Origin of the sequence: Acidovorax sp., from assembly GCF_046341535.1 — a bacterium.
Classification (GTDB): Bacteria; Pseudomonadota; Gammaproteobacteria; order Burkholderiales; family Burkholderiaceae_C; genus Acidovorax.
In genome coordinates this window covers 1-26,983 of record NZ_JBKDRI010000136.1, presented here as the reverse complement: position 1 = coordinate 26,983, position 26,983 = coordinate 1, and the positions used below count along the sequence as shown (strand labels likewise).

General features: G+C 66.8%; 27 protein-coding genes. 13 read left to right on the top strand and 14 right to left on the bottom strand.

Annotated elements, in window-relative coordinates; genetic code table 11:
• The first annotated feature begins 233 nt into the window (after positions 1 to 233).
• From ACK543_RS09785 to ACK543_RS09765, 5 genes are all read left to right on the top strand, one after another.
• Positions 234 to 440, top strand: coding sequence for a DUF3460 family protein (locus tag ACK543_RS09785; protein ID WP_409942662.1), 207 nt, complete (start codon positions 234 to 236; stop codon positions 438 to 440).
• Positions 441 to 572: 132 nt separating this feature from the next.
• The gene (locus ACK543_RS09780) at positions 573 to 1,436 is read left to right on the top strand and encodes a segregation and condensation protein A (protein ID WP_409942661.1); all 864 of its coding nucleotides are present in this window, start codon (positions 573 to 575) and stop codon (positions 1,434 to 1,436) included.
• A gap of 42 nt (positions 1,437 to 1,478) precedes the next feature.
• A complete protein-coding gene (gene nadB / locus ACK543_RS09775; RefSeq protein WP_409942660.1) occupies positions 1,479 to 3,059 on the top strand; it encodes an L-aspartate oxidase in 1,581 nt (526 codons plus the stop codon).
• Positions 3,060 to 3,122: 63 nt separating this feature from the next.
• Positions 3,123 to 3,797, top strand: a complete 675-nt coding sequence (bioD, locus tag ACK543_RS09770; RefSeq protein WP_409942659.1) for a dethiobiotin synthase — start codon at positions 3,123 to 3,125, stop codon at positions 3,795 to 3,797.
• A gap of 148 nt (positions 3,798 to 3,945) precedes the next feature.
• A complete protein-coding gene (locus ACK543_RS09765) occupies positions 3,946 to 4,305 on the top strand; it encodes a 5-carboxymethyl-2-hydroxymuconate Delta-isomerase (protein ID WP_409942658.1) in 360 nt (119 codons plus the stop codon).
• A gap of 56 nt (positions 4,306 to 4,361) precedes the next feature.
• Here ACK543_RS09765 and ACK543_RS09760 read toward each other — a convergent pair whose 3' ends face one another.
• From ACK543_RS09760 to nadC, 3 genes are all read right to left on the bottom strand, one after another.
• Positions 4,362 to 6,194 (bottom strand): chorismate-binding protein, encoded by a 1,833-nt coding sequence (locus ACK543_RS09760; protein ID WP_409942657.1) that lies wholly within the window; start codon positions 6,192 to 6,194, stop codon positions 4,362 to 4,364.
• A gap of 81 nt (positions 6,195 to 6,275) precedes the next feature.
• The gene (gene nadA / locus ACK543_RS09755; protein WP_409942656.1) at positions 6,276 to 7,394 is read right to left on the bottom strand and encodes a quinolinate synthase NadA; all 1,119 of its coding nucleotides are present in this window, start codon (positions 7,392 to 7,394) and stop codon (positions 6,276 to 6,278) included.
• Positions 7,395 to 7,449: 55 nt separating this feature from the next.
• On the bottom strand, positions 7,450 to 8,298 hold the full coding sequence (gene nadC, locus ACK543_RS09750) for a carboxylating nicotinate-nucleotide diphosphorylase (RefSeq protein WP_409942663.1): 849 nt from the start codon (positions 8,296 to 8,298) through the stop codon (positions 7,450 to 7,452).
• A gap of 168 nt (positions 8,299 to 8,466) precedes the next feature.
• On the opposite strand from nadC, the gene panB reads away from it, so the two are divergent.
• Both panB and panC read left to right on the top strand, forming a co-directional pair.
• Positions 8,467 to 9,348, top strand: coding sequence for a 3-methyl-2-oxobutanoate hydroxymethyltransferase (gene panB / locus ACK543_RS09745; protein WP_409942655.1), 882 nt, complete (start codon positions 8,467 to 8,469; stop codon positions 9,346 to 9,348).
• Between the two features lie 47 nt (positions 9,349 to 9,395).
• Positions 9,396 to 10,238: a pantoate--beta-alanine ligase gene (gene panC, locus ACK543_RS09740; RefSeq protein WP_409942654.1), complete on the top strand. Its 843-nt coding sequence runs from the start codon at positions 9,396 to 9,398 to the stop codon at positions 10,236 to 10,238.
• A gap of 237 nt (positions 10,239 to 10,475) precedes the next feature.
• Here the strand turns inward: panC and ACK543_RS09735 are convergent, their stop codons facing one another.
• The 4 genes from ACK543_RS09735 to gpmA all read right to left on the bottom strand — a co-directional run bounded on the left by ACK543_RS09735 (position 10,476) and on the right by gpmA (position 14,923).
• A complete protein-coding gene (locus ACK543_RS09735) occupies positions 10,476 to 11,585 on the bottom strand; it encodes a putative zinc-binding metallopeptidase (RefSeq protein WP_409942653.1) in 1,110 nt (369 codons plus the stop codon).
• A 150-nt stretch (positions 11,586 to 11,735) separates the two neighbouring features.
• Entirely contained in the window at positions 11,736 to 12,503 is a 768-nt protein-coding gene (locus ACK543_RS09730; RefSeq protein ID WP_409942652.1) for a HesA/MoeB/ThiF family protein, read from the bottom strand.
• A gap of 114 nt (positions 12,504 to 12,617) precedes the next feature.
• On the bottom strand, positions 12,618 to 14,054 hold the full coding sequence (locus ACK543_RS09725) for a S41 family peptidase (RefSeq protein ID WP_409942651.1): 1,437 nt from the start codon (positions 14,052 to 14,054) through the stop codon (positions 12,618 to 12,620).
• Positions 14,055 to 14,179: 125 nt separating this feature from the next.
• Positions 14,180 to 14,923 carry a 2,3-diphosphoglycerate-dependent phosphoglycerate mutase gene (gpmA, locus tag ACK543_RS09720; protein ID WP_409942650.1) on the bottom strand — a complete coding sequence of 248 codons (744 nt, stop codon included), beginning with the start codon at positions 14,921 to 14,923 and terminating at the stop codon, positions 14,180 to 14,182.
• A 73-nt stretch (positions 14,924 to 14,996) separates the two neighbouring features.
• On the opposite strand from gpmA, the gene ACK543_RS09715 reads away from it, so the two are divergent.
• The 4 genes from ACK543_RS09715 (at position 14,997) to ACK543_RS09700 (ending at position 17,485) form a co-directional block, all read left to right on the top strand.
• Positions 14,997 to 15,404: a rhodanese-like domain-containing protein gene (locus ACK543_RS09715; protein WP_409942649.1), complete on the top strand. Its 408-nt coding sequence runs from the start codon at positions 14,997 to 14,999 to the stop codon at positions 15,402 to 15,404.
• 20 nt (positions 15,405 to 15,424) lie between these two features.
• Positions 15,425 to 15,685, top strand: coding sequence for a glutaredoxin 3 (grxC, locus tag ACK543_RS09710; protein WP_409942648.1), 261 nt, complete (start codon positions 15,425 to 15,427; stop codon positions 15,683 to 15,685).
• A 274-nt stretch (positions 15,686 to 15,959) separates the two neighbouring features.
• Complete coding sequence (gene secB, locus ACK543_RS09705; protein WP_409942647.1) at positions 15,960 to 16,415, top strand: protein-export chaperone SecB; 456 nt, start codon at positions 15,960 to 15,962, stop codon at positions 16,413 to 16,415.
• Positions 16,416 to 16,471: 56 nt separating this feature from the next.
• The gene (locus ACK543_RS09700) at positions 16,472 to 17,485 is read left to right on the top strand and encodes an NAD(P)H-dependent glycerol-3-phosphate dehydrogenase (protein WP_409942646.1); all 1,014 of its coding nucleotides are present in this window, start codon (positions 16,472 to 16,474) and stop codon (positions 17,483 to 17,485) included.
• Positions 17,486 to 17,540: 55 nt separating this feature from the next.
• Here the strand turns inward: ACK543_RS09700 and lysA are convergent, their stop codons facing one another.
• The gene (gene lysA / locus ACK543_RS09695) at positions 17,541 to 18,794 is read right to left on the bottom strand and encodes a diaminopimelate decarboxylase (protein ID WP_409942645.1); all 1,254 of its coding nucleotides are present in this window, start codon (positions 18,792 to 18,794) and stop codon (positions 17,541 to 17,543) included.
• A gap of 111 nt (positions 18,795 to 18,905) precedes the next feature.
• Here lysA and ACK543_RS09690 point away from each other — a divergent pair, with 111 nt between their 5' ends.
• On the top strand, positions 18,906 to 19,850 hold the full coding sequence (locus tag ACK543_RS09690; RefSeq protein WP_409942644.1) for a LysR family transcriptional regulator: 945 nt from the start codon (positions 18,906 to 18,908) through the stop codon (positions 19,848 to 19,850).
• A 32-nt stretch (positions 19,851 to 19,882) separates the two neighbouring features.
• Here the strand turns inward: ACK543_RS09690 and coaD are convergent, their stop codons facing one another.
• From coaD to ACK543_RS09670, 4 genes are all read right to left on the bottom strand, one after another.
• Positions 19,883 to 20,383: a pantetheine-phosphate adenylyltransferase gene (gene coaD / locus ACK543_RS09685; RefSeq protein WP_409942643.1), complete on the bottom strand. Its 501-nt coding sequence runs from the start codon at positions 20,381 to 20,383 to the stop codon at positions 19,883 to 19,885.
• A 134-nt stretch (positions 20,384 to 20,517) separates the two neighbouring features.
• Positions 20,518 to 21,231 carry a 16S rRNA (guanine(966)-N(2))-methyltransferase RsmD gene (gene rsmD / locus ACK543_RS09680; protein WP_409942642.1) on the bottom strand — a complete coding sequence of 238 codons (714 nt, stop codon included), beginning with the start codon at positions 21,229 to 21,231 and terminating at the stop codon, positions 20,518 to 20,520.
• Entirely contained in the window at positions 21,228 to 22,574 is a 1,347-nt protein-coding gene (locus tag ACK543_RS09675; protein ID WP_409942641.1) for a M16 family metallopeptidase, read from the bottom strand. The genes rsmD and ACK543_RS09675 overlap by 4 nt, the downstream gene beginning before the upstream one ends.
• A gap of 24 nt (positions 22,575 to 22,598) precedes the next feature.
• A complete protein-coding gene (locus tag ACK543_RS09670; RefSeq protein WP_409942640.1) occupies positions 22,599 to 24,032 on the bottom strand; it encodes a M16 family metallopeptidase in 1,434 nt (477 codons plus the stop codon).
• A gap of 28 nt (positions 24,033 to 24,060) precedes the next feature.
• On the opposite strand from ACK543_RS09670, the gene ftsY reads away from it, so the two are divergent.
• Positions 24,061 to 25,287 (top strand): signal recognition particle-docking protein FtsY, encoded by a 1,227-nt coding sequence (gene ftsY / locus ACK543_RS09665; protein ID WP_409942639.1) that lies wholly within the window; start codon positions 24,061 to 24,063, stop codon positions 25,285 to 25,287.
• A gap of 22 nt (positions 25,288 to 25,309) precedes the next feature.
• Here the strand turns inward: ftsY and cutA are convergent, their stop codons facing one another.
• Entirely contained in the window at positions 25,310 to 25,672 is a 363-nt protein-coding gene (gene cutA, locus ACK543_RS09660; RefSeq protein ID WP_409942638.1) for a divalent-cation tolerance protein CutA, read from the bottom strand.
• 299 nt (positions 25,673 to 25,971) lie between these two features.
• Positions 25,972 to 26,616, bottom strand: coding sequence for an exosortase H-associated membrane protein (locus ACK543_RS09655; RefSeq protein WP_409942637.1), 645 nt, complete (start codon positions 26,614 to 26,616; stop codon positions 25,972 to 25,974).
• Positions 26,617 to 26,983: the final 367 nt, after the last annotated feature.

The following is a 26,983-nucleotide window of genomic DNA, read 5'->3' as shown; positions in this document are numbered from 1 at the left end:
GGCTGCAAATCGACCGCAGCGGTCCATTTTTAACCGCCTTTTTGCCCCATAGCTCGGCTATGGGGCTGCAAATTCGGCAAAAACTGTCCTCGCTGGGGCCGATTTTCGCTTTCGACGCTCCAAGTCCGACAGGCTCCTAGGGTTGCGCCGAAGGTGGCAACAGGGCCCGGGGCTGGCAGGGCAGGTGCAAGGTGGAGTCCCGGTAAAATCGCAAGCAAAGAGGGTTTCAGTCCATGTCCATTTTTCGCCGCCCCGACTACCAGTCCGATGCCACGCAGTTCATCAACCACCTCAAATCCAGCAAGCCAGAGCTTGAACAGCAGCAGCAGCTGGGCCGCTCCCTGCTGTGGGACAAGGCCGTGGACCGCAAGATCTGGGGCGAATACAACGAAGCCCGCGTGCCGCAAAAGCCCTACGTGTACCAGACCAGCGCCGACTGACCTCGGCAACATTCCACCTGCGGGTTGACGGACACGCCAAGCGCCACCCGCCATGGGATTTTTCTCAGCCAAAACGCCCTGTTGCGCCTGTCGCGTAAGCGTTGATAGCTATCATTTAGATAGCATTTTGCCATGACCACTGCGACCGAGGTCGAAGCCTCCGATGGCCCGCAGCCGATCGCTCTGGGCGCAGACGGCATGCCGCTGGCGGTGGACCAGGTGGCCCTGGCGCGCCTGTACGGCGAGCCCCTGTTTGCGCTGCCGCAAGACCTGTACATCCCGCCCGATGCGCTCGAAGTCTTCCTCGAAGCTTTTGAGGGCCCGCTGGACCTGCTGCTGTACCTGATCCGCAAGCAGAACTTCAACATCCTCGACATCCCCATGGTGGGGGTCACCCGGCAGTACCTTGCGTATGTGGACGAGATCCGCAGCCGCAACCTGGAGCTGGCGGCCGAATACCTGCTGATGGCGGCGATGCTCATTGAGATCAAGTCGCGCATGCTGCTGCCGCCCAAAAAGCAGGAAGGCGCGGACGAGCCTGAAGACCCCCGCGCCGATCTGGTGCGCCGACTGCTCGAATACGAGCAGATGAAGCTGGCCGCCATGCGCCTGTCGCACATGCCGCAGTACGGACGGGACTTTCTGAAGGCACAGGTCTACATCGAGCAAAGCCTGCAGCCGCGCTTTCCGGATGTGCATGTGGCGGATCTGCAAGAAGCCTGGCGCGACATCCTCAAGCGCGCCAAGCTGGTTCAGCACCACAAGATCACGCGCGAGGAACTCTCGGTGCGCGAATACATGAGCAAGGTGCTCAAGACGCTGCAGGGCCGCCGCTTTGTCGAGTTTGAGGCGCTTTTCCGCCCTGAAGAGGGCAGCACCGTGCTGGTGGTGACCTTCATTGCGCTGCTGGAGCTGGCCAAGGAGACTCTGATCGAGATCACGCAGGCCGAAGCATTTGCGCCGATTTACGTGCGCCTGGCCTACACGCCTGCCTAGCCCTTTGGCTTGGCCCCCCCCCTTTAACCCCACACGCTCGCCATGGCATCCCAAGACTTTGACGTACTCATCGTAGGCAGCGGCCTGGCCGGCCTTTCGGCCGCCTTGCACCTGGCTGCGACGCACCGCGTGGCCGTCATTACCAAGCGCACGCTCAAGGACGGATCCAGCGGCTGGGCCCAGGGCGGCATTGCCGCTGTGCTGGCCGATGACGACAGCTTTGCCGCGCACATCGAGGACACCCTGGTGGCGGGCGCGGGCCTGTGCGACCTGGCCACAACGCGCTTTGTGGTGGAAAACGCACCGGCGTCCATCGCATGGTTGCGTCAGCTCGGAGTGCCCTTCACGCTCGAAGGCGAACACCTGCACCTGACACGCGAGGGCGGCCACAGTGCCCGGCGCATCGCCCACGTGACCGACGCCACCGGCGCAGCCGTGCAGCGCACGCTGATCGATGTGGTGCGCGCCACGCCCGGCATCACGCTGTTTGAGCAGCACACCCTGGTGGACCTGATCACCACCCGCAAGCTGGGCCTGCCCGGCAACCGCTGCCTGGGGCTGTACGCGCTGGACAACGATATCGACGAGGTGGTGACCTTCCGTGCACCGCAGACCATTCTGGCCACTGGCGGCGCGGGCAAGGTGTACCTCTACACCACCAACCCCGACACAGCCACCGGCGACGGCATTGCCGCCGCATGGCGTGCAGGCTGCCGCGTGGGGAACATGGAGTTCATCCAGTTCCACCCCACCGGGCTGTACCACCCGCACGAAAAGTCCTTCCTCATCAGCGAGGCCGTGCGCGGCGAGGGCGGGCAGCTCAAGCTGCCCGATGGCACGCGCTTCATGGTCGACCACGACCCGCGCGCCGAACTGGCCCCGCGCGACGTGGTCGCCCGCGCCATCGACTTCGAGATGAAAAAGCACGGCCTCGATTGCGTGCACCTGGACATCTCGCACCAAAGCCCCGCGTTCTTGCAGGAGCACTTTCCGAACATCATGGCGCACTGCGCGTCACTCGGCATCGACATCACCAAAGAGCCGATTCCCGTGGTGCCCACCGCCCACTTCACCTGCGGTGGCGTGCTGACCGATCTGGCCGGTCGCACCGACCTGCCTGGCCTGTATGCGGTTGGCGAGGTGGCGTGCACCGGTCTGCACGGTGCCAACCGGCTGGCCAGCAACTCGCTGCTTGAGTGCATGGTGTTCGCCCGTGCCGCCGCGCAGGCGATTGCCGCCGCGCCCGCCATCGACCAAAGCCCGCTTCCTGCCTGGGACACCAGCCGTGTGCAGGACGCAGACGAATCCGTGGTCATCTCGCACAACTGGGACGAGCTGCGCCGCTTCATGTGGGACTACGTGGGCATCGTGCGCACCAACAAGCGCCTGGAGCGCGCCGCCCACCGCATCGCCATGCTGCAGGCCGAGATCCAGGAGTTCTACGCGCACTTTCATGTCACGCGCGACCTGCTGGAACTGCGCAATCTGGTGCAAGTGGCCGATCTGATTGTGAAAAGCGCCCAGCTGCGCCGCGAAAGCCGTGGCCTGCATTACAGCCGCGACTACCCCGAGGTCGCAGCGCCCGCAGCGCCAACGATCCTCGTCCCGCCCGCGCTCGGATGACCGACAGCGCACTGGCTGCAAGCTGCCACGTCCCTGCAGCCTCATTCGACCCAAGGAACACTGATGACCCTAGGATGTTTTGTGATCGGCACGGAGCCCGGTGTGGGCAAGACACTCGTGGCCGCCGGCCTGCTGCATGCGCTGGCGCCCCACCACCCCCGCGTGGTGGGCATGAAGCCCGTGGCGACGGGTCTCGTGCCCTGGGGTGATGACTGGGCCTGCGAGGACGCGCTGGCCCTGCGCGCGGCCTCCACCGTGGCCGTGCCTGAAGCGCTCGATAACCCGGTAGTGCTGCCCGAAGCCCTGCCCGCGCAGATTGCCGCCGCCCGCGCAGGCGTGCAGATTGATGTGCAGGCCCTGGTGCAAAGCTACCGGGCGCTGGCCGCCCAGGCCGACGCTGTGGTGGTGGAGGGGCCGGGCGGCCTGCTGGACCCCCTGAACGACACCCACACGGCCGCCGACCTGGCCCTGGCGCTGGCGCTGCCCGTGGTGCTGGTGGTGGGCCTGCGCGGAGGCTGCATCAGCCATGCACTGCTGGCGGCCGAGGCCATCCGTGCGCGCGGGCTCCATCTGGCTGGCTGGGTCGCGAACCAGCCCGAGGCCGACGCCGAAGCCGCCGACGCCATGACGGCCTGCCTGCGCCAGCGCCTGCACGCGCCGCTGCTGGCCGAGGTAGCGCATCTGGAACTGCCCGAACCCCGCCATCTGGTGTTTGACCTGCCCGGCACCTGGCGCTGAAGGCGCGCGCCCAGGCCGGCGGGCCGGCGCAGCATCAGCAGCAGCACGCAGGCTTGCTCTACACTGCCACCGGCGCCCGACCGCCGTGCGCTGCGCCAGCCCTGCAGGGCTTGGCGACTGTCGTCAACCCCGCATCCGGACCCCGCCCATGCCCCACCTCATCGTCGAATACTCCGGCAATCTGCCCCACTTCCCGGAGGCCCAAGCCCTGTCCGAGTTGAACGCAACCCTGTGCGCGCATCCCGAGGTGCTGGACGAGGCCGACCTCAAGACCCGCTTTGTGGTGGCCGACAGCTTTGCCATTGGCACCGCGCCTGCCCAACGCGCGTTTGTTCATGCGCAACTGCGCCTGCTGTCGGGCCGCACGCCCGAGGCGAAAAAGGCACTGTCCGACCGCATTGCCGCCGTGCTGCGCGACCTGACGCCGCGCCCGGTGGGGGTGATGGTGCAACTGAGCGTGGAAGTGGTGGACATGGACCGCGGTTCGTACGCCAAAGAGCGGATCTGACGCCCAGCGTCGGATGCGCCATGCCGGGGCACCGACACGTCAGGACGGCGGGCAAGTCAATACTTCAGCGTCGCGTTCAGCCAACCGCGCAGGCTGTTGATGAAGGCCCACGCCTGCACGCGCTGCACGTCCTCCACCCGCACCACCGCTTCGATCACCCGCCCCTCGGCCAGCGCCAGGGCGCGGCCCACGCCGGGCAGCAGCCCGCAGTGCAGCGGCGGCGTGACCCACTGCCCATCCAGCAGCGCGGCCACATTGCCAAAGGTGGTCTCGGTGATCTCGCCAGCATCGTTCCAGAGCACGGTGTCAAACATGCCGGAACCGGCCGCAGGCGCAAACGCCGCGTAGTGGGCGCGCCGGGTGGTCTTGTGGCGTACGAACTCGCTGTGCGCCTCGGCCAATGGCCGGTCGGCCAGCTGCAGTCGCACCGGCTCGGGGGTCGGCGCAAGGGCCAACACTTCAGACCGGAAGCTGCCATCGTCCGCCAGCAGCAGCCGCACGCGTGCAGCGCCGCTGCCGTGGCGCAGCACGGCGTTTTGCAGCGCCTGTTGCGCGGCAGAAAAGCGCCACGGAAAACCAAAGTGCGCAGCCGCTTCGCCCATGCGCTGCAGGTGCCGGTCGGCGTGCGGCAACGTTCCGTCGTGAAGACCCAGGGTTTCCACAATCTCGAACGGCATGCTGGCGCGTTCCACAAAGGCGCGTTTGTGACGCCACTCGTTCCATTCGGCTTGGGGCTGTGCATCGGCGGTGATGCCGCTGCCGATCCCGCAAGTGGCACGCAGCGATGGCGCACTGCCTTGGGCAGCGGCATCCTGCCGCAGAACGACCGTGCGGATGGGCACGTTGAACGTGGCGGCCACGGCATGGCGGCCGCTGGCCCCTGCCGGACCGGCAGGCCGCACCACGCCAACGGCCCCGCAATAGACGCCGCGCGGCGCAGGCTCCAGCGCGCGGATCATCTGCATGGCGCGCACCTTGGGCGCGCCGGTGACCGAACCACACGGAAAGAGCGCCGCGAACACATCGGTCAGCGTGATGCCGGGGCGCGTGCGGGCGCGCACGTCCGACGTCATCTGCCAGACGGTGGACAACGCCTGCGTGGCAAACAGTGCCGGTACCTGCACGCTGTGGGGCATGGCAATGCGCGAGAGGTCGTTGCGCAGCAGGTCCACGATCATCACGTTCTCGGCGCGCTCTTTGGGCGTCGTGCGCAGGCGCTCGGCCTGGGCTGCGTCTTCCAAGGCGGTGCGGCCACGCGGTGCCGTGCCTTTCATGGGCCGGGCCAGGATGTCGCCTCCGCCCTTGCCCTGCGGGCTTTCGGCGGCTTCGCGCCAGTCAAAGAACAGCTCCGGCGAGACCGACAGAATCTGCTCGTCGCCCGCCTGGAGGTGCGCAGCATAGCCGCCGGGCTGCGCGCGCTGCAGGGCGGCAAACAGCGCCTGCGGGCTGCCGTGCAGCGTTCCAGGCAGCGCGGCGGTGTAGTTGACCTGGTAGAGCTCGCCGTTGCGTATGGCCTGCTGGATGTGCGCCAAGGCCGCATCAAAAGCACTGCGCGTCAGGCCGTGGCCCCAGTCCACCCGGGCTGGAGGCTCGTGCTCGGCCGAACGCGGCCAGGGCTGGGGCGCGTCGTGGATGCCGAACCAGGCCAGCGGCCCATCAGGGGCATGGGTCTGCAGCGCTGCATCGAAGGCCGCCGCGGCCTCGTACCGCACGTAGCCCACGCACCAGTGCCCACGCTGCGCCGCGGCATGCACGGCATCCAGCACATCGCGCACCTGGGCCAGGGTGCGCGCTACGCACACCTGCCGCGCAGGCCCGAACGCATGGCGCAGCGGCGGCGACGCCCCATCGAGGGGTTGGTCAAAATCAATCAGTGAAATATCAGTCAAAACCAGCTATCGCGCTTGCCTGCAAACACATTGTTGCTACATATTTAGTAGCGAATAGGCGGTCTTCCTTGTGAGGCGGCCTCAGGCAGCGCCCAGGTGGGGCACCAGGGCGGCGGTGGGCTGGCCGCTTTTGAGCGCGGCAGTGAACGCCAGCATGCGGTCGATGGGCTGGCGGGCGCGGGGGATCAGCCCTGGGTCCACATGGATGGCGTTGGCGCCTGTCTCCAGCACGTGGGCCACACCGGCCAGGCTGTTCATCGCCATCCACGGGCAGTGCGCGCAGCTTTTGCAGGTGGCGCTGTTGCCCGCGGTGGGGGCTTCGTAAAACGTCTTGCCGGGGTTGAGCGTGCGCAGCTTGTGCATCATGCCGTTGTCGGTGGCCACGATGAATTCGGTGGCATCCATCTCGCGCGCGGCCTTCAAAATGGCGCTGGTGGAGCCCACGGCATCGGCCAGGGCCACCACGTCGGCGGGGCTTTCCGGGTGCACCAGCACCCGGGCGGCGGGATGCTCTTTTTTCAGCAGTTCCAGCTCCAGCGCCTTGAACTCGTCGTGCACGATGCAGGCACCGTTCCAGAACACCATGTCCGCACCGGTTTCGCGCTGGATGTACGCGCCCAGGTGGCGGTCAGGTGCCCACAGAATCTTTTGGCCTGCGGCCTTGAGCGCGCTCACGATCTGCAGCGCGCAGCTGGATGTGACGAGCCAGTCGGCCCGCGCTTTGACGGCGGCGCTGGTGTTGGCGTACACCACCACGGTGCGGTCGGGATGCTGGTCGCAAAAAGCGCTGAACTCGTCGATGGGGCATCCCAGGTCGAGCGAGCAAGTGGCATCCAGGTCGGGCATAAGCACGGTTTTTTCCGGGCTGAGGATTTTGGCCGTCTCGCCCATGAAGCGTACGCCGCTCACCACCAGGGTCTGCGCCGCATGGTCGCGGCCAAAGCGGGCCATTTCCAGCGAGTCACTGACCAGACCGCCGGTCTCCTCGGCCAGGTCTTGCAGGTCGGGATGCACGTAGTAGTGCGACACCATCACCGCGTTTTTTTCTTTGAGCAGGCGGCGGATCTGATCCTTGAGCGCCGCACGCTCGGCCGGCGATGGCTCGGCGGGCACACGGGCCCAGGCGTGTTTGGTGGAGCAGGCAGCGCCGGCTGCGGCCTCGTCGGGCTGCTCGTATTCGATATCAATCACTTTGGTCATGGCATGACTCCATTGCATTGCCTAGCAGCCGCCGCGCAGCTGCTCGGGCAGGTGCTCACTGAATTTCCTGCAGGCGCATCGAGAAATCCGTCGCCTTCACATCCTTGGTCAGCGTACCGATGGAGATGCGGTCTACCCCCGTTTGTGCAAGCTCGCGCAGCCCGGCCAGGGTCACTCCGCCCGAAATCTCCAAAATGGCCCGGCCCGCGTTGATGCGCACCGCCTCGCGCAGCATGGGCAGGGGCATGTTGTCCAGCAAAATCATGGTGGCCCCCGCTTCCAGCGCCTGCGCCAGCTGCTCCAGGGTTTCCACCTCGATTTCGATGAACTTGGCCCGCGCGGCCACCGCCTGCGCAGCACGCAGCACCGCGGCCACGCCGCCAGCGGCCGCAATGTGGTTTTCCTTGATCAACACGGCATCGTGCAGGCCGATGCGGTGGTTGGTGCCGCCGCCCACGCGCACGGCGTACTTTTGCGCCAGGCGCAGGCCGGGGATGGTCTTGCGGGTATCAACGATGTGGGCGCGGGTGCCGGCCACCACGTCCACATAGGCGCGCGTCTTGGTGGCCACGGCCGACAACAGTTGCAGGAAGTTGAGCGCGGTGCGCTCGGCGGACAGCAGGGCGCGGGCGTTGCCCTCCAGCTCCAGCACCACCTGGTCGGGCGCGCAGCGCTGGCCCTCGGCCACATGCCAGGTGATCTGCACCGTGGGGTCCAGGGCGCGCAGGGCAGCCTCGGCCCAGGGCGCGCCGCAGATCACGGCCTCTTCGCGGGCCAGGATGCGGGCGCGGGCGCGGCGGGCGGGGTCGATCAAGCCAGCGGTCAGGTCGCCGCTGCCGACGTCCTCGGCCAGGGCGCGGGCCACATCGGCCTGGGCCAGGGCCAGCACGTCGGCATCGCTCATGGAGGTATTCACGGGTGGTAACGCTGCAGTCATGGGCCAAGAGCATACCGGGAACGCAATAGCCACAGCCCCGACGCAGACCCCGACCCGGTATCGATGCAGACCATCGGGGCCCACAACACGCGTCGCATAGACTCACGAAAATTTTTTTCGATGATGGCTGCCCCGATGAGTTCCACCAGCACCGTTTCTGCCACCCCTTACGGCACGCTGCCGCCCGCCTCACCCCTGCCGCAGCGCCGCCCCGTGAGTCTGCCGCGATTGGGGCAGCTGCGCGAGGCGGGCGAGAAGATCACCATGCTCACCGCCTACGACGCCACGTTTGCCGCCGTGGCCGATGCGGCGGGGGTGGAATGCATTTTGGTGGGCGACTCGCTGGGCATGGTGTGCCAGGGCCTGCCCAGCACGGTGGGGGTGACGCTGGAGTCCATGGCCTACCACACGGCCAGCGTGGCGCGTGGGCTGCACCGCGTGCAGGGCACCGCCTGGCTGATCGCTGACCTGCCCTACGGCACCTACGCCGAAAGCCGTGAGCAGGCCTTGCGCAGCGCCTGCGCGCTGATGCAGGCGGGCGCGCACATGGTCAAACTCGAAGGCGGGGGCTGGACGGCCCCGACCGTTGAATTTCTGGTGCAGCGCGGTGTGCCGGTGTGTGCCCACCTGGGCCTGACGCCGCAGACCGTGCATGCGCTGGGCGGCTACCGCGTGCAGGGCAAAACCGACGACGCCGCCCGCACCCTGCGCAACGAGGCGCACGCGCTGCAGGATGCCGGAGCCGCCATGCTGGTGCTGGAGATGGTGCCCGCCGCGCTTGCGAGCAGCCTCACGGCCGAACTGCCGCGCTGCCACACCATTGGCATTGGTGCAGGCAGCGGCACCGCGGGCCAGGTGCTGGTGCTGCACGACATGCTGGGCTTGAACCTGGGCCGCATGCCCAAGTTTGTGCGCAACTTCATGCAGGATGCCGGCAGCATCCGGGGCGCCATCGAGAGCTATGTACAGGCCGTCAAGCAGGGCCAGTTTCCCGACAACACGCTGCACGCCTGGTAGGCCTGCACCACCGCCCTGACTCCAACGTCCTTGCCCATCGCCCGTTCATGCTGATTGCCCACTCCATCGCCGACCTGCGCCAGGCGCTGGCGGCCTACCGCCACCCCGCTTTTGTGCCCACGATGGGCAATCTGCATGAGGGGCATGTTTCGCTGGTACGCCAGGCCAGGCCGCTGGGCGACGTGACCGTGGCGAGCATCTTCGTGAACCGCTTGCAGTTCTTGCCCCACGAAGACTTTGACAGCTACCCGCGCACCTGGGAGGCCGATTGCGCGGCACTGCGGGCTGCCGGGTGCGACGTGCTGTTTGCCCCGCGCGAAACCGACCTCTACCCCGAGCCGCAAACGTTCAAGGTGCACCCTGACCCGATGCTGGCCGACATGCTGGAGGGCCACTTCCGGCCCGGCTTCTTTGTGGGTGTGAGCACCGTGGTGATGAAACTGTTTGCCTGCGTGCTCGGTGCCAGCGGCGGCACGGCGGTGTTTGGCAAGAAGGACTATCAGCAGTTGATGGTGATAAGGCACCTGGTGCGGCAGTTTGCGCTGCCAGTGCAGATCGTGGCGGGCGAAACCAGCCGCGCCCCCGACGGGCTGGCGCTCAGTTCACGCAACGGCTATCTCAGCCCCCAAGAGCGCCAGGAGGCCGTGGCGCTGTTTCAGGCATTGCGGCGGCTGGCGCAAGCATGGTCCGAGGCCCCATCCCCCACCCCTGCACTGGAAGCCCAGGCCATGCAAGCGCTTCGCGAACGTGGCTGGCAGCCTGACTACCTGACGGTGCGCCGCCGGTCAGACCTGATGCCGCCCACCGCGCACGATGGTCCGGCCAGCCTGGTCGCACTGGGGGCCGCCCGGCTTGGCAGCACGCGGTTGATCGATAACCTCGAGTTCTGAGCACCCGCGCAATCACGCGCAGACGCCGGGGCGCGGTCACTATAATATTGCTATACTTTTAATAGCTACAAACCTATTCAGGCCGAGCGTAAAACGGCATTTTTAACGCAATATCCTAAAAACGGCAGTTGACCGCTTGTCATCTTGCCGCACACCGCGTGGACTCGGGCCTTGGGTTGTTTTCGCAGCCTCACCTTTCGGGTGACAGCGCTATGCATTTGCCAGCGCCGCCGCGGTTCAGCCGGGCGCAACCGCCTGCGGTGCGCGCTGCTGGACCTGGGCCTGCACCAGCTCGTGCACGAAACGCAGCTTCACCATGGCGCCAGACGACAGCGCAAACGGGTAGGCATCGTCCTGCCCCAGGCTGCGGTTCAAGCTGTTGAGCAAGAGGGTCAGTGGCACCCACTGGCGCACCATGTCGTGAAACCGGGGGTGGGGCAGGGCAAACGGATCGGTGACATGGTGCCGCTCGGGCGAGCTCGGATCGGGCACCGTCACACCGATCTGATAGCAGGCGGCGGTTTCCAGCAGGTCGATCATGTGCAGGTAGTGGGCCCAGGTCTCGGCCCAATCCTCCCAGGGGTGCGAGGCCGCATAGGCGCTGACATGGCGCTCGGCCCAGTCGCCCGCGCCCGCTCCACGGGCATAGTGCGCGCCCAGCGCCGCTGCATAGTCAGCCCGCTCGTCGCCGAACACGGCGCGAAACGACTCCAGCTGACCGCCGTCGCGCACGAACTGGTCCCAATAAAAATGCCCGGATTCGTGGCGCAGATGGCCGATCAGGGTGCGGTACGGCTCGCCCAGGGCAACGCGGCGGCGGGCCCGCTCGTCGTCGTCGGCCTCGGCCACGTTCAGCGTGATGGTGCCGCCCAGGTGCCCCGTGATCACGGGCGGGCCTCCGGGCAGGTCGGCCAAAAACTCGAATACCGGCCCCGCCCTGCCGGGCGCAGGCTCCAGCCCCAGCCGGGCCAGGGTGTAGAAAAGCTGCCGCTTGGCGGCCTCCACCTGCTTCCAGCGGCGCAGGTTGCCGGGGTCTGACAGGTCGGGCAGCACGCGGGTTTGCCGACACGACACGCACAGGTCTGCAAAATCGTTGGCAGGCACGGCAAAGTTGCAGGCCTGCCAATGGGTGTGGTGCTGGCACATGCGATACAGCCGCCCGCTGTAATCCGAGGAGCCGCGACGCCCCCGGCGGCGCCACAGGCCTGCACCATCCTGCGGCGCAGGTGTGAGTGCCGCCATAGCCATCTGATCGGGCAAAAACGCCAGCTCGCTGCCGCAGTGCAGGCACCGGACGCTGTCAAAAAACACCAGATGACCGCAATGGTCGCAATTGAAAACCCGCATGGGCCCGAGCTTATACCCTTCCGAGCAACCGTCTGTGGCCGCGAGCGACATGCAGCATGATGCATGCATGAACCATGACCGGCCCCGGGGTGCCCGCCCAGCATGCCCGGCACCCGTGAACACCCTTGCGCTGGTGGTCACGGGGCATCATCATGGCCCATGGCCGGGGCGGCGCGCCGCGCAGACCGGGCAATCCGGCGCGCGCTGCATGCGCATCGTGCCCCACTCCATCGAACGGCCGTCCAGCATCAACATGCGCCCGGCCAGACTGGTGCCGATGCCTGCCACCAGCTTGAGCGCCTCGGCCGCCTGCATGGCCCCCACCACGCCCACCAGCGGCGCAAACACCCCCATGGTTGAGCAACGCACTTCTTCAAACGCCGCATCGGGTGCAAACACGCAGGCATAGCAGGGCGCATGTGGCTCCCGTGGATCGAACACGCTGATCTGCGCGTCAAACCGGATCACCGCCCCCGAAACGAGCGGCACCCCGTGGCGCACACAGGCGGCGTTGACCGCCTGGCGCGTGGCGTAGTTGTCGCAGCAATCGAGCACCACGGTGGCCTGCGGCACCAGGCGATCCAGCACGGCAGCATCAGCACGCGCACAGACGGGCCTGACCTGCACGTCCGGGTTGATCGCTGCCATGGCCTGTGCGGCCGACTCGACCTTGGGCATGCCCACGCGTGCGGTGGTGTGCGCAATCTGCCGCTGCAGGTTGGTCAGGTCCACCGCATCATCATCCACCAGGGTGATGTGGCCCACCCCCGCCGAAGCCAGGTACAGCGCCGCAGGCGATCCGAGACCGCCAGCGCCGATCACCAGCGCGTGCGCATCGAGCATGCGCTGCTGCCCTTCGATGCCCACCTCGTCAAGCAGGATGTGGCGCGAGTAGCGCAGAAGCTGGTCGTCGGTCATGGCGATGGGCAAACAGTTCAAAGCAATGGTGGGACGTTGAACGCGATGGCTCCAGACGTGAAAAAGGCCGGCCTCCGCAGGAAGTCCGGCCTTTCGGGCGCAGCGCGCTACAACTCAATTGTCTTTCTTTTCGTCCTTGCGTTCAGCAAGCACCTTGCTGACCAGCACCGTGCGGCCCTTGAGCTGGTTGAGCGCCTGGGCGAGCTGAAAGTCCTTGTCGCTGCCGAACTCGGGCGCCTTGCGCTCGGCCGAGGGCTTCCTGGATTCATCTTCCAGCCGCTTGCGGGCTTCCTCGCGGGCCTTCTCGCGGGCCAGGTCCTTCTTTTCCTCGCCCTGGCCGCTGGCCAGATGCTTTTCCAGGTCTGCCTCGCGCATCCGCAGCGACGCAAACACATTGCCCTCCTCCGATTCGTCGATCATCACGTCAGGCACGATGCCCTTGGCCTGGATCGACTTGCCGCTCGGGGTGTAGTAGCGCGCCGTGGTGAGCTTGATGCCGGTATCGGGCCCCAGGGGGCGCACGGTCTGCACCGAGCCCTTGCCAAAGGTCTGGCTGCCCATGATGGTGGCGCGCTTGTGGTCCTGCAGCGCACCTGCCACGATCTCGCTCGCAGAGGCCGAGCCCTCGTTGACCAGAACGACCAAAGGCACCGACTTGAGCGCCGCAGGCAGCCGCTTGAGCGGATCGCCGCCGCCACGGCGCTGATAGAACTCGGGCGCAGCCTTGTACGTGGCCTTGCTCTCGGCCAGCTGGCCGTTGGTGGTCACCACCGTCACGTTCGCGGGCAGGAAGGCGGCCGACACGGCTACGGCCGCATCGAGCAGGCCGCCCGGGTCGTTGCGCAGGTCCAGCACCAGACCCTTGAGATTGGGCTCCTGGCGATACACCTCCTCGACCTTGCGCACGAAGTCATCGACCGTGCGCTCCTGGAACTGCGACAGGCGGATCCAGGCGTAACCCGGCTCCACGACCTTGCCCTTGACGGACTGGGTCTTGATCTCCTCGCGGGTGATGGTCACCGGAAACGTGCGGTTTTCGTCCTTGCGAAAAATGGTGAGCGTGACCTTGGTGTTGGGCTCGCCGCGCATGCGCTTGACGGCCTCATTGAGGGTCAGGCCCTTGACGGCCGTGTCGTCGATCCTGGTGATGAGGTCATTGGTCATCAGCCCGGCGCGGAAGGCGGGCGAGCCCTCGATGGGCGAGACCACCTTGACGAGGCCTTCTTCCTGGGTGATTTCGATGCCGACGCCGACGAATCTGCCGGTCGTGCCCTCGCGGAATTCCTTGAAGGACTTCTTGTCGAAATACTGGGAGTGCGGGTCCAGGCTGGCCACCATGCCGGTGATGGCGTCGGTGATCAGCTTCTTGTCATCCACCGGCTCGACATAGTCGGTCTTCACAAGACCAAACACGGCCGACAGTTGCTGGATCTCTTCCAGCGGCAGGGGCGACATCGCGCCGCGCGCCACGGTCTGGAGCGAAACGGTGGTCAGCGCCCCCGCGACAACCCCAACCGACACCCATCCTGCAATTTTCAGTTTGTGGCCCATGGAACACCTTTTACCGCTACGAAAATGAATATACACCTTGGACAGGCGCAAGTGGCCACGGTTCCGCACACGCCCGCAGTTTCAAAGGTTTTGCCAGGCCTGTTTCACCCTGCTTTACCGGCCGTTTACGCTTTGCCCTGCGAAGCCACGGCGGCCGCAGCCCGGGCGGCGGCCTCGGCGTCGCCCAGGTAGTAGTGGCGGATGGGCTTGAGATCTGCGTCCAGCTCGTACACCAGCGGGATGCCGTTCGGAATGTTCAGGCCCACGATGTCCGACTCGGAAATGCCATCGAGGTACTTGACCAGCGCCCGGATGGAGTTGCCGTGCGCGGCCACCAGCACGCGCTGGCCCGAACGGATGGCCGGTGCCATGGCCTCGTTCCAGAACGGCAGCACGCGGGCCACGGTGTCTTTGAGGCATTCGGTCAGTGGCACGCTGGTTTCGGGCAGGGCTGCATAACGGCGGTCGCTGCGCTCGCTGCGGGGGTCACCCGCCTCCAGCGCCGGAGGCGGGGTGTCATAGCTGCGACGCCACACCAGGACCTGCTCATCACCATATTTTTTGGCCATGTCTGCCTTGTTCAGACCTTGCAGCGCGCCATAGTGGCGCTCGTTCAGGCGCCAATCTTTCACCACGGGCAGCCAGGTGCAGTCCATTTCGTCGAGCACGTACCACAGGGTGTGGATGGCCCGCTTGAGCACGCTGGTGAAGGCCAGGTCGAACTCATACGCCTCGGCCTTGAGCAGCTTGCCGGCAGACATGGCCTGCGACACGCCGGTGGGCGTGAGGTCCACATCGGTCCAGCCGGTGAAGCGGTTTTCAAGGTTCCAGGTGGATTCGCCGTGGCGGATCAGGACAAGCTTGTACATGGGTTCCCTAGGTAAATGCGGGTCAAAATCGAGCATTCTAAAATTAAGGCGTTCGCCCATCCTAGGAAACCTTGTGAAATTCATCATCGACAACTGGTATCTGTTCGTCCTCGCGCTGGCATCGGGCAGCATGCTGCTGTGGCCCACCCTCCGGAGCGCAGGCGGCGGTTCGCTGACGCCAGCCGCTGCGGTGCAGCTCATCAACCGCGAAAAAGCCGTCGTCATCGACGTCTGTGAAGCCGACGAATTCGCCTTGGGGCATGTGGTCGGTGCCAAAAACGTGCCACTGGGCGAGTTGGAAGAACGCCTGCCCGGCCTGGTCAAAAACAAGGCCCTGCCCGTGGTCCTGGTGTGTGCCAGCGGCGCGCGCGCAGGCCGCGCCGTGCGCATGGCCAAGCAACTGGGCTACGACAACGCCCAGGCCCTGGCGGGCGGCATGAAAGCCTGGCGCGAAGCCAGCCTGCCAGTAGAAAAGGCCTGAACCTGCCCCAGGAAACCGCCATGCAACCCGTGAAGATGTACACCACCGCCGTGTGCCCCTACTGCATCCGTGCCAAGCAAATCCTCAAATCCAAGGGCGTGGAGCAGATCGAAGAGATCCGCGTCGACATGGATCCGGCTGCGCGCAACCACATGATGCAGATCACCGGCCGGCGCACCGTGCCCCAGATCTTCATCGGGGACACGCATGTGGGCGGCCATGACGACCTGGTCGCGCTGGACAGCCGCGGCGCTCTGATGCCACTTTTGGGTGCCGCCTGACCCGCACCAAGGGGCGGCATAATGCAGCCCCAAGTGCCCGCTGCGGGAGCCCATCCCCGGCGGGTTTTGTTTTGATAGGGAAGCTCCGCATCACCCTCGCGAGAATGCGCTTGCGCGGATCGGGACAGGCCACAAGGCGGTTTGTGCAGCCCGAAGCCGGGTTATGGGCAAAAAAAGCAACGCCGTGGACTGCCCGAGCCCCTGCTAACGCAACCCGCAGGGAGTGATGCAGAGCTTTCCTGGAGATCCGTCACGTAACGAAGAGACCCACACCATGTCCGAAGCAACTCCCGTATTTCAAATCCAGCGCCTGTACCTCAAGGACATGTCGCTGGAGCAACCCAACTCGCCCGGCATCCTGCTTGAACAGGAGCAGCCCAACGTGGACATCCAGCTGGGCGTGGAAGCGACTCCCTTGGCCGAGGGCATGTTCGAAGTCATGGTGACCGCCACCGTGCAAACCCGGATCAAGGACAAAACCGTGTTCCTGGTCGAGGCCAAGCAGGCCGGTATCTTCGAGATCCGCAACGTGCCCGAGGAGCAGATGGGCGCGATCATGGGCATTGCCTGCCCGCAGATCGTCTACCCGTATCTGCGTGGCAACGTGGCCGACGTGATCAACCGCGCCGGCTTCCCGCCCGTGCACCTGACTGAAATCAACTTCCAGGCGATGTACGAACAGCAACGGGCTCAGGCTGCAAATCAGCCGTCGCCCATCATCACGCAGTGATCTGCCAATTGGGGCCGCATCGGCCCCAATGGCACTATGAATAGGCGCTCTCAGCTATGAAAATCATAGTATTGGGTGCTGGCGCATGGGGTTCTGCCGTTGCCATGGGCGCGGCCCAGCACCCCGCGGGTCACGCGGTCACCCTGTGGGCCCGCGATGCTGCCCAGGCCCGGGAGATGCGCCACGGGCGCCAAAACACCCGCTACCTGCCGGGCATTGCGTTTCCACCTTCCCTTTCGGTGGCAGATGGTCCGTTCGACGCGCTTCTGGCGGGCGCCGACCTGGTGATCGTGGCCACACCCATGGCAGCGCTGCGCAGCATGCTGCAGGCGTTGCGCGGCCTGCGCGTGCCGGTGATCTGGCTGTGCAAGGGCTTTGAGGCGGCGCCGTCGCATGACCCGCAAGCCTTTGGCCTGCTGGCGCACGAGGTGCTGGCGCAAGTCGCCCCCGATCTGATGGCAGGCGTGCTCAGCGGCCCCAGCTTCGCGCAGGAGGTGGCCCTGGGCCAGCCCACCGCGCTCGTTGCGGCCAGCCCGCATGCCGCCGTTCGCCAGGCCATGGTGGATGCCCTTCACGGCCCGAGCGTGCGTGTGTATGCCAACGAGGACATCGTGGGCGTCGAGGTGGGCGGCGCGGTGAAGAACGTGCTGGCGATTGCCACAGGTCTGTGTGACGGGCTCTCGCTGGGGCTGAACGCGCGCGCCGCCCTCATCACACGCGGACTGGCCGAGATGACCCGGCTGGGGCTGGCCTTGGGCGCGCGGCCCGAGACCTTCATGGGCCTGTCGGGTCTGGGCGACCTGGTGCTGACCGCCACGGGCGACCTGTCGCGCAACCGGCGCGTGGGCATGCTGCTGGCACAGGGCAAGACCCTGCAGCAGGCGGTGGACTCCCTTGGGCATGTGGCCGAAGGCGTGTACAGCGCCCGCACCGTGGCCCAGCGCGCAGCGCATCTGGGCGTAGACATGCCCATCACCCGCGCCACCGTGGCCCTGCTCGATGGCGAGATCACGCCAGCAGCGGCCGTGGCGCTGCTCATGGGGCGCGGGCCCGCCGCCGAGCGGGCCTGATCGGACCGCCGGGCAAGCACCGGCCTGCGGGTCCCAGCCCCGGTGACAGCCCCGGTTACAGGCCCAGTTCCAGCGCCAGCAGTTCCTCCACCGTCTGGCGGCGGCGGATCAGGCGCGCAAGCCCTGCATCCACCAGAACTTCGGCGATCAGGGGGCGCGTGTTGTAGTTGGAGGACATGGACGCCCCGTAGGCCCCCGTGTCGTGAATCACCAGCAGGTCGCCCACCTGCGCGGCGGGGAGTTCCCGGGGCAGCACCACGCCGCCATCGCCCTGGGTGAACACATCGCCCGACTCGCACAGCGGGCCGGCCACCACGGTGGGCTGCGCGGGGCCTGTTGTGCCATCACGGCGCAGCACGCTCATGGCGTGGTAGCTGCCGTACATCGATGGCCGCATCAGTTCGTTAAAGCCGGTGTCCAGCAGCACAAAATGGTTGCTGCCCGCATTTTTGGTGGCCCGCACCTCGCCCAACAGCACGCCCGACTCGGCCACGAGGTAGCGGCCAGGCTCGATCTCCAGACCCAGCCGGTGGCCCACAATGGCCTCGGCCTGCTGGCGCGCGGCATCCCACAGGCCGTGGTAGTGCTGGGTATCGACCACCGGCTCGCCGCTGCGGTACGGGATGGACAGACCGCCGCCGGCCGAGATGGCATGCAGGTCGTGCCCGGCCGCATGGGTGGTCTTGACCAGGTTGACCATCGCACCGCACACCTCGGCCAGATGGCTGTAGTCCACGCCCGAGCCGATGTGCATGTGCAGCCCCACCAGCTTCAGGCCATGCTGGCGGATGGCCACCAGCGCGGCCGGCAGGTCGGTGTGCCAGATGCCGTGCTTGCTGTGCTCGCCGCCGGTGTTGGTCTTGTTGCTGTGGCCATGGCCAAAGCCGGGGTTGATGCGCAGCCACACCGCATGGCCGGGCGAGCGTGCGCCCAGCTGGTGCAGCATGTCCACAGAGCCTGCATTGACCGGCACGCGCTGGTGCACCACGAATTCGAGCGTGGCGGCATCGAACAGGTCGGCCGTGAACACGATGTCCGAGGCACCGTCAGCGTCCCAGCCCGCCTGGTAACCGGCCGCCAGCGCGCGCAGGATCTCGCCGCGCGATACGGCATCCACCTTCACGCCCTGCTCGCGCATCAGCGCGAGGATGTGGATGTTGGAGCACGCCTTCTGTGCAAAGCGGATGGTCTCGAAGTTGGAGACCTGCGCGATGCGCTGGCGGATGGTGGCCGCGTCGTAAACCCACAGCGGGGTACCAAACTGGTCGGCCAGGGCCCACAACTGGGCGGGAGAAAACGGGTTGGACATGCAAAAGCTCCGGCGATGCAGGCTGAGAAAGCCGCGATCATGGGGGCAAAAAACCATCCAGTCCAATGCATTATCAAGCAGCATCCATTCAAAATGGATATGCTTTATCCGATGAACCGACCCGAAGCCCCCCCGCTGCCGCAGCGCATCAGCCACCGCCACATTGAGGTGTTTCGCGCGGTGATGGCCACCGGCAGCGCCACCGGGGCGGCTGAGCTGCTGCACAGCTCGCAACCCACCGTGAGCCGCGAGCTGGCGCGTCTGGAGGTGCTGCTGGGCTATGCGCTCTTTGAGCGCGCCCAGGGCCGGTTGCGGCCCAATGCGCGGGCCCTGGCGTTGTGGGACGAAGTGCAGCGCTCGTGGCAGGGGCTCGAGCGAGTGATCGAGCGCGCGGTGGCGCTGGGTCGGCCCGACGCGGTGCAACTGTCGGTGCTGTGCCTGCCAGCGCTGGCCCACGCGCTGCTGCCCGGCGCGGCGGCCCGGCTGGTGCAGGCCCGGCCGCTCACGCGGCTGTCGGTCACGCCGCAGGACTCACCCCTGCTGGAAGAATGGATGAGCGCCCAGCGCTTTGACCTGGGCCTGTGCGAGCAAACCGCTGCGCCCCCCGGCACGGGATCGGAGGTGCTGCTCACCCTGGACGAAGTGGCCGTGCTGCCCGCAGCCCACCCCCTGGCGCAACGGCCGGTGCTGCATTTGCAGGACTTTGCCAGCGAGCCGTTTGTGAGCCTCTCGGCCGACGACCCCTACCGCCGCATCATCGATGCGCGATTTGCCGAGGCCGGTGTGGCACGCACGCTGCGGGTCCAGACGCACAGCGCCGTTGCCGTGTGCGCCATGGTGGAGCACGGGCTGGGCGTGGCCATCGTCAACCCGCTCACCGCGCTGGCATGTGCCAGCGAGCGACTGGTGCTGCGGCGGCTGGCGTTCTCGATCCCGTTTTGCGTGACGGCCCTGTGGCCTTTGTACCGCCCCGCCCTGCCCGAGGCAGCGCCGCTGCTGCAGGCCTTGAAGGACGAAGCACACGCCCTGGCAGACCGATGGGCGGCGCTGCCCTGAGGGCCAGGGCGCTGCCTGCGGGCGCCTGAGGCTCAGGGGGCGGACAGGCTGAGCACCTTTTGCGCCAACTGCTCCCGAACATAGGGCGAGACGAACTTGTGCACCTCGCCCCCCAGCACGGCGATCTCGCGCACAAAGGTACTGCTGATGAACTGGTATTTGTCGCTGGGCGTGAGGAACACGGTTTCCACATGCGGCATCAGACTGCGGTTCATGCCTGCCAACTGGAACTCGTAGTCAAAGTCGGTCACGGCCCGCAGGCCGCGCACCATGGCTTTGCCGCCGCGCGCCACCACGAAGTCGCGCAGCAGGCCAGAAAAAGGCTCCACCTGCACTTGCGGGTAGCCCTTGACGGCTTCGCGGACCATGTCGATACGCTCTTGCAGCGAAAACAGGGTCTTCTTGTGGTGACCAGCGGCCACGGCGACGATCAGGTGATCAAACAGCTGCGTGGCACGGCGCACCACATCCTCGTGTCCCAGGGTGATGGGATCGAACGTGCCGGGATACACGGCAATCACGTTCCGGGCCATGGCGGGTGTCTCCTCAATGGCAAATGGTCATGGGCACCGGGGACAAGGGCCGGCCGGGCTGCGTGGGCGCATTATGCAGCGCAGCCTGCCCGGGGCACCGCCGCCGCCATGCGACGGGTTTCCAAATTGAGACACTAAGCGCGCCGCAGCAGATGGGCATGCACGGCACCCGCCTTGAGATGCCGGTACAGCGCCAGGCCCAGCGGTGCCAGACGCTCGTCGGGCCACCGGGCGGGTGCCTCCAGATAGACAAACCCGCCCTGTGCCACCGCACGGGCCGCGGCCTGAAGGGCTGGCTCGAACAGGTCGCTGTCAAAAGGGGGGTCCAGCAGCACCAGGTCGAGGCTGCCGGGTGCCGCCAGACCAAGGGCCGCAACGCCATCGCCGCGCTGCACGCGCACCGCGCTGGCCTCCAGCCGCTGCTGCAGCCGCTGCAACTGCGCGACCAGGGCGGCATCGCTTTCCACCAACTGCACGGCCGCCGCACCGCGGGATGCGGCCTCCAGCCCCAGCGCGCCGGTGCCAGAGAACGCATCCAGGCAGCGCCAGCCGGCAAGGTCCTGGCCCAGCCAGTTGAACAGGGTTTCGCGCACGCGGTCGGGCGTTGGGCGCAGGCCGGGGCGGCTGGCCACGGGCAGGCGCGTGCGCTTCCACCGCCCGCCAATGATGCGGATCTCGCCCGCGCCCTGGGGGGTGGTGGCAGCAGCAGCGGCAGCCGCTTTGGCCTGGGCCGGCGCTTGGCGCTTGTCACGCGGGGTGGGGGTGGGGGTGGGGGCAGCGGCTGCCGCCGCCTGGGCCCGGCGGATCTCGGCCGTGATGGCGCTGCCGCGCAGGGTGGATCGGCTCACGGCTTGCCCCCCACCACCACGGTCACCATGCGATCGGGCTGCAGCTTGCGGGCCATGGCGGCGCGCACGTCGGCCACGGTCAGCGCCTCGACCTTCTGGGTCCACTCGTCCAGGTAGTTCAGCGGCAGGTCGTTCCAGGCGATGTTGGCCACGTTGCCCAGCAGCTTCTTGTTGCTGTCGATGCGCAGCGCAAAGCCGCCGATGAGGTTGTCCTTGGCGGCGCGCAGCTCGGCCTCGGTGGGGCCTTGGGCCACATAGCGGCTGATCACATCGCGCGAGACCTGCACGGCCTGCGCCGCCTGGTCGGGGCGCGTCTGCAGGCCCACGGTGAAGGCCCCGGCATGCAGGCCGCCCGCAAAGTAGCTGTACACGCTGTAGCTCAGGCCGCGCTTTTCGCGGACCTCGCTGGTCAGGCGCGACACAAACCCGCCGCCGCCCAGGATGTGGTTGCCCACCAGCAGCGCCAGAAAGTCCGGGTCGCGCCGCGCAAAGCCCGGCTGGCCAATCAGCACATGGGCCTGCGCTGACGCAAACGGAATGTTGTGCTCCACCGGCGCGGTGAGCGCCGCGACTTCACCCACGGGCGGCAGCGGCGCACAGCCGGTGCTGGCGGGCAGGCGTGACAGCAGCGTGGCCACCAGCGTCTGGGCCTGCGCGCGCGATACGGCACCCACGATGCTCACCTTGGCCCGGCAGCTGGCGACCATCTGGGCGTGGAAGGCCTGCATGTCCGGCACCTGGATGCGCATCAGCGAATCTTCGGTGGTGCGCGTGCCGTAGGGGTGGCTGCCGTACACGGCGTCGGCAAACGCGTAGCCCGCTACGGTGGCCGGGCGCGTGTTGGCCTCCTTCAGGCTGGCAATCCAGCGCGCGCGGTCGCGTGGCCATACATCAGCCGGCCAACTGGGCTCGCCGATCTGGCGCGCGGCCAGCCGGGCGGCGCTGTCCAGAAGGGGCGGGTCGGTCAGCGAGCGCAGCGTGTAGTGCAGCGCGTCGTTGTCGGCGCTGGCGTCAAAGCTCGCGCCCAGGTCGGCCCAGGCCTCGCCCAGTGCGTTTTCGTCCAGCGCAGGCTCGCTGCCGGTGGCCTTCACGCCCTTGGAAGCCATGTTGGCCACCGCTTTGGCCAGACCCGACTGGCCCGCCGGGTCGCGGCGGCTGCCAGCGTCAAAGTCGATCTGCACATCCACCATGGGGATGACCGGGCTTTCTACCAGCCACACCTTCGCGCCGCTGGGCTCGGTCCAGTGCTGGATGGGCAGCAGCGCCCAGGCAGAATTGGTATAAAAAAGTGCTGCCGCGCACGCCAGCAAAGCATTTTCTGCTATTTTTTTGATAGTGTTCATATCCAGGGGTGTCCAAGCGCGCGTTCAGCGGATGACGCTGCCGGGCGGCAGCGTGGGGCGGGCGCGCGGGGCGTCCAGGGGCTGCGGCAGCAGCGTGGCAACCGTGAGCTGGTCGTCCCCAAAATACCGGGCGGCCACGGCCTGCACCTCGGCCGGGGTCACGGTGCGCAGCAGGGCCAGCAGCTTTTCGTTGGCATGCAGCGGAAAGCCCTGCGCCCAATTGCCGCCCAGCTCCTGCGCCTGGTTCATCACCGAGTCGCGCTCGTACACGGTCGAGGCGATCCATTGCGTCTTGACCCGGTTGAGTTCGGCCTCGCTCACGCCAGCCTGGGCCACGCGGGCCACTTCGGCGCGCAGGGCTTCCTCCACCTGGCTGGCGCTCTTGCCCTCGGCGGGCACCCCTGTGAGCATGAAGAGGCTGGGGCCACGGCCCGTGACCATGGCACCGCTGCTCACGGAATCGGCCACGCGGCGGTCGCCTTGCGTCAGTGCCCGGTCCAGCCGCGCGCCGTCGTAACCGCTGAACACAGCGGCCAGCACCATCAGGGCCAGGGCGTCGCGGTCGCTGGCGGTGAGGTTTTCCACCCGCTCCAGACCCGGCGTGCGAAAGGCCAGCGCCACGTAGGCCTGTTCAGCCGGTGCCTTGACGGCAATGCGGCGCAGGCCGCGTTGCTCGGGCTCGGTGCGGGGCTTGCGCTGGGGCACGGCACGGGCGGGCAGGCTGCCGTAATACTTCTCGGCCAGGGCGCGCACTTTTTTCACATCGACATCGCCGGCCACCACCACAGCGGCATTGGCGGGCGTGTACCACTGGCGGTGAAAGGCCCGCACATCCTCGGGCGTCATGGCATCCAGGTCGCTCATCCAGCCCACCACCGGGCGGCGGTAGGGAGATGCGATGAAGCTAGTGGCAAACAACTGCTCTGCCAGCAGCGCGCGGGGCTGGTCTTCGGTGCGCAGGCGGCGCTCTTCCTTGACGACCTCGATTTCCTTTTTGAATTCTTCGTCGGGCCAGTGGTTGTTGGCAAACCGGTCGGCCTCCAGCCGCATCACGTCTTCCAGGCGATGCGCCGGAATCTGCTGGTAGTAGCCGGTGTAGTCGCGGCTGGTGAAGGCGTTTTCGCGCCCCCCGAGGGCGGCCACGCGGCGCGAGAAATCGCCGGGTTTGACGGTTTTGGAGCCCTTGAACATCATGTGTTCGAGCACATGGGCGACGCCGGTGGTGCCATCCACCTCATCCATCGAGCCCACGCGCACCCACACCATGTGCACCGCCGTGGGGGCCCGGTGGTCAGGCTGCACGATGAGCTGCATGCCGTTTTTCAGGGTGAATTGCTGCGCGGTGGAGACACGGGCTGGCTCGGAAGGGGAGGCCTGGGCGACCGGGGCGGTGGCCGCAGCCGAAGCCCCGGCAACAAGGCAGGCCGCAAGGGCCAAAAGGGTGAAAGCGTGTTTCATAGAATGCAATGATTCTAAGAACCCGCCAATGTTCAGTTTTTTCAAGAAAAAGCCTGCCGCCCCGACCACCGGGTTTCCGCAGCCGCCCGCAGTGCAGCCGCCCTCGGCAGCCCCCGCACCGCAGCCTGCGACGGCACCGGCCCGGCCAGACACGGTAGCGCCTGAGCCGGTGGCGGCGCAGGCATCGCAGGATTCGGCCCCGGGCATGGCCGCCGTGCCCGGGCTGGGATGGCTGCGCAACCCCTTCGGTTCACGCGCCCCCGAGGCCGCGCCCGGCGCGTCACCGGCCGGTGTGCCGCAGGCGCCTCAAGCCCCGGCCCCGGCCGCCCCGGAGGCGGCTGCGCCCACCCCCGCCCCGCGCGAGGGCTGGCTCGATCGCCTCGCATCCGGGCTGCGCAAGACGGGCACCAGCATCACCACCGTCTTCACAGGCACCCGGATCGACGATGCCCTGTACGAAGAGCTGGAAGAAGCCCTGCTGATGGCCGACACCGGCGTCAAAGCCACCACCCATCTGCTGGCCGACCTCAAGCGCCGCGTGAAAGAAGCCAAGGCCACCGACCCCGCAGCCGTCAAGGGCCTGCTGGCCGATGCGCTGGCCGACCTGCTGCGCCCGCTCGAAAAATCCCTGGTGATCGGCCAGCACACCCCCACGGTGATCATGGTGGCGGGCGTCAACGGCGCGGGCAAGACAACGTCCATTGGCAAGCTCACCAAACACCTGGCCGACGAAGGCGCCAGCGTGCTGCTGGCGGCGGCCGACACGTTTCGCGCCGCGGCGCGCGAGCAGTTGGGCGTCTGGGCCCATCGCAACACGGTCGAAATCGTCAGCCAGGAAGGCGGCGATCCGGCTGCCGTGAGTTTTGATGCCGTGACGGCCGGCCGGGCACGCGGCAAAGACGTGGTGCTGATCGACACCGCCGGGCGTCTGCCCACCCAGTTGCACCTGATGCAGGAGCTGCAAAAGATCAAGCGCGTGGTGACCAAGGCCGACGCCACGGCCCCGCACGAGGTGCTGCTGGTGATTGACGGCAACACCGGCCAAAACGCGCTGGCCCAGGTGCGCGCGTTTGACGACGCGCTGCAGCTCACCGGCCTCATCGTGACCAAGCTTGACGGCACCGCCAAGGGCGGCGTGCTGGCCGCCATCGCGCAAGAGCGCCCCATCCCCGTGTATTTCATCGGCGTGGGTGAAAAGCTCGAAGACCTGGAAACCTTCAACGCCCGCGAATTCGCCCAGGCGCTGCTTTTTTGAGCCGCCAGCGGCGGGCCGATGGCTAAGCCTGCACCACAGGCGACGGCACCACCACCTCAGACCGCACCCACTGCGCATAGTCCGCCGACGCCTGCAGTGTCTGCACTGCCAGTTGGGGCAGCGCGTAAGCGTGCTGGGAGCGCAGCAGACCCAGCAGGGCAGGCACGGCCTCGGGGAGGGTCTTGCAAACCATACGCAGCTCGCGATCTTCCTGCACCACGCCCTGCCACCGAAAGTGCGATGTGATGGGCTCCACCTGTACGCAGGCCGCCAGGCGCGCATGCAGCACCGCCTGGGCCAGCCGACGCGCCTCGGCCTCGTTGGCCACCGTGGTCGTCACCATGCACAGTTCAACCAGCGCCAGCAGTAGTGCAGCATCGGTCATGAAAGTCTCCGCAAGATGGGGTGTGCAGTCTGCCACGGCACAGGGCAGGCTCGCAATGGGCCGCAAGGCCACCCCGGCGCAAGCGGGTGACGCGGGTCACGCAGGTGACTCGGGTCACGCATGCAGCCAGCACGCCAACTCGTCAGCTATATTTTTAATAGCTATCGACCCTTACGCATCGGGCGTAACCGGCTGTTTTTCTGCAAAATTCTCCACTCACCCCCACGCCCCGTGCGTCCTTGTGGCCGGTCTTGCGGCTTGCCATTTCAAGACACCGCCACACACCACGCCGGATCTGATCAATCGGCGGGTTGGGTTGCATCCACCCCAGGGGGCTGTGCGCCCTGCACGGTGGCCTGACTCCACAAGGCCTGCACAAACGAACGGCTCATCAGCACCCACAACAGCACGGGCGCCAGGGCCGTGAAGATGAACAGGTGGAAATGAAAACCAAACGCCACCGCCTCCACCAACCAGGCAGGCGCACGGGTTTGCGCAAGCACATGGGCTCCCGATCGATAAAACACGTCGTTAAGCCATTGCAGCGCCACCCCCACCGACGCAAACACCAGCATGACCACGGTGCCCAGCAACAGCTTGCGCAGCAACGCGGGCGGGCGCGAGGCCAGCAACATGGCCCACAGCAGCACCAGGCCATAGCCATGCACGCGGTAGTCTGCTACCGGCGCCAGTGCCCCCGACCTGCCCTGGCCTTGCTCTGCGATGACCTGCAGGCTGGTCAGCAGCGTGGCCCGGGTATCCGTGAGCCGGTAGGTCACCACCCAGTGAAAGGTGTCGGACACGACCGTGCCTGCAAGCAAAAACACCGGCTCGGCCAACCAGGGCGCCAGGAAGAAGTACCAGACCGGCATCAGGCACAGCAGCCCCAGCACGGATAGCAGCAGGAACAGGGCCAGGGAATGAGGGCGCGTGCTAGCCCGCATATTTCACCAGGGACGCGCCCGAGTGGGCTGTGATGCGGTGCGCTGGCAAGGCGCGACGACGCTGCGGGCGCGTGCCCGCAAGGAGGAGCAACGCCGCCAGCGTGCCGCAGCACCGCTCCATCGGGGGTGTAGCGCTCGGGCCGAATGGGATGTGTCACTCGAACCCAAGAAACTGTGCACGCATCGGGCGTCTCGGGGCATCAAAGAGCGACCTGGTGAAATATCCGGGCTAGCCCGAATATTTCACGGCAATTGGTCGAAGGCGGAGCGAAGCGAGTTTTTCTGTTGATTTTGGGCTGCCAAGTGCTCTGGCCAGGGCTTTGATGTGCTGCAAAAGGCTATGGCGTGGTAACCAGGCACACCGGCC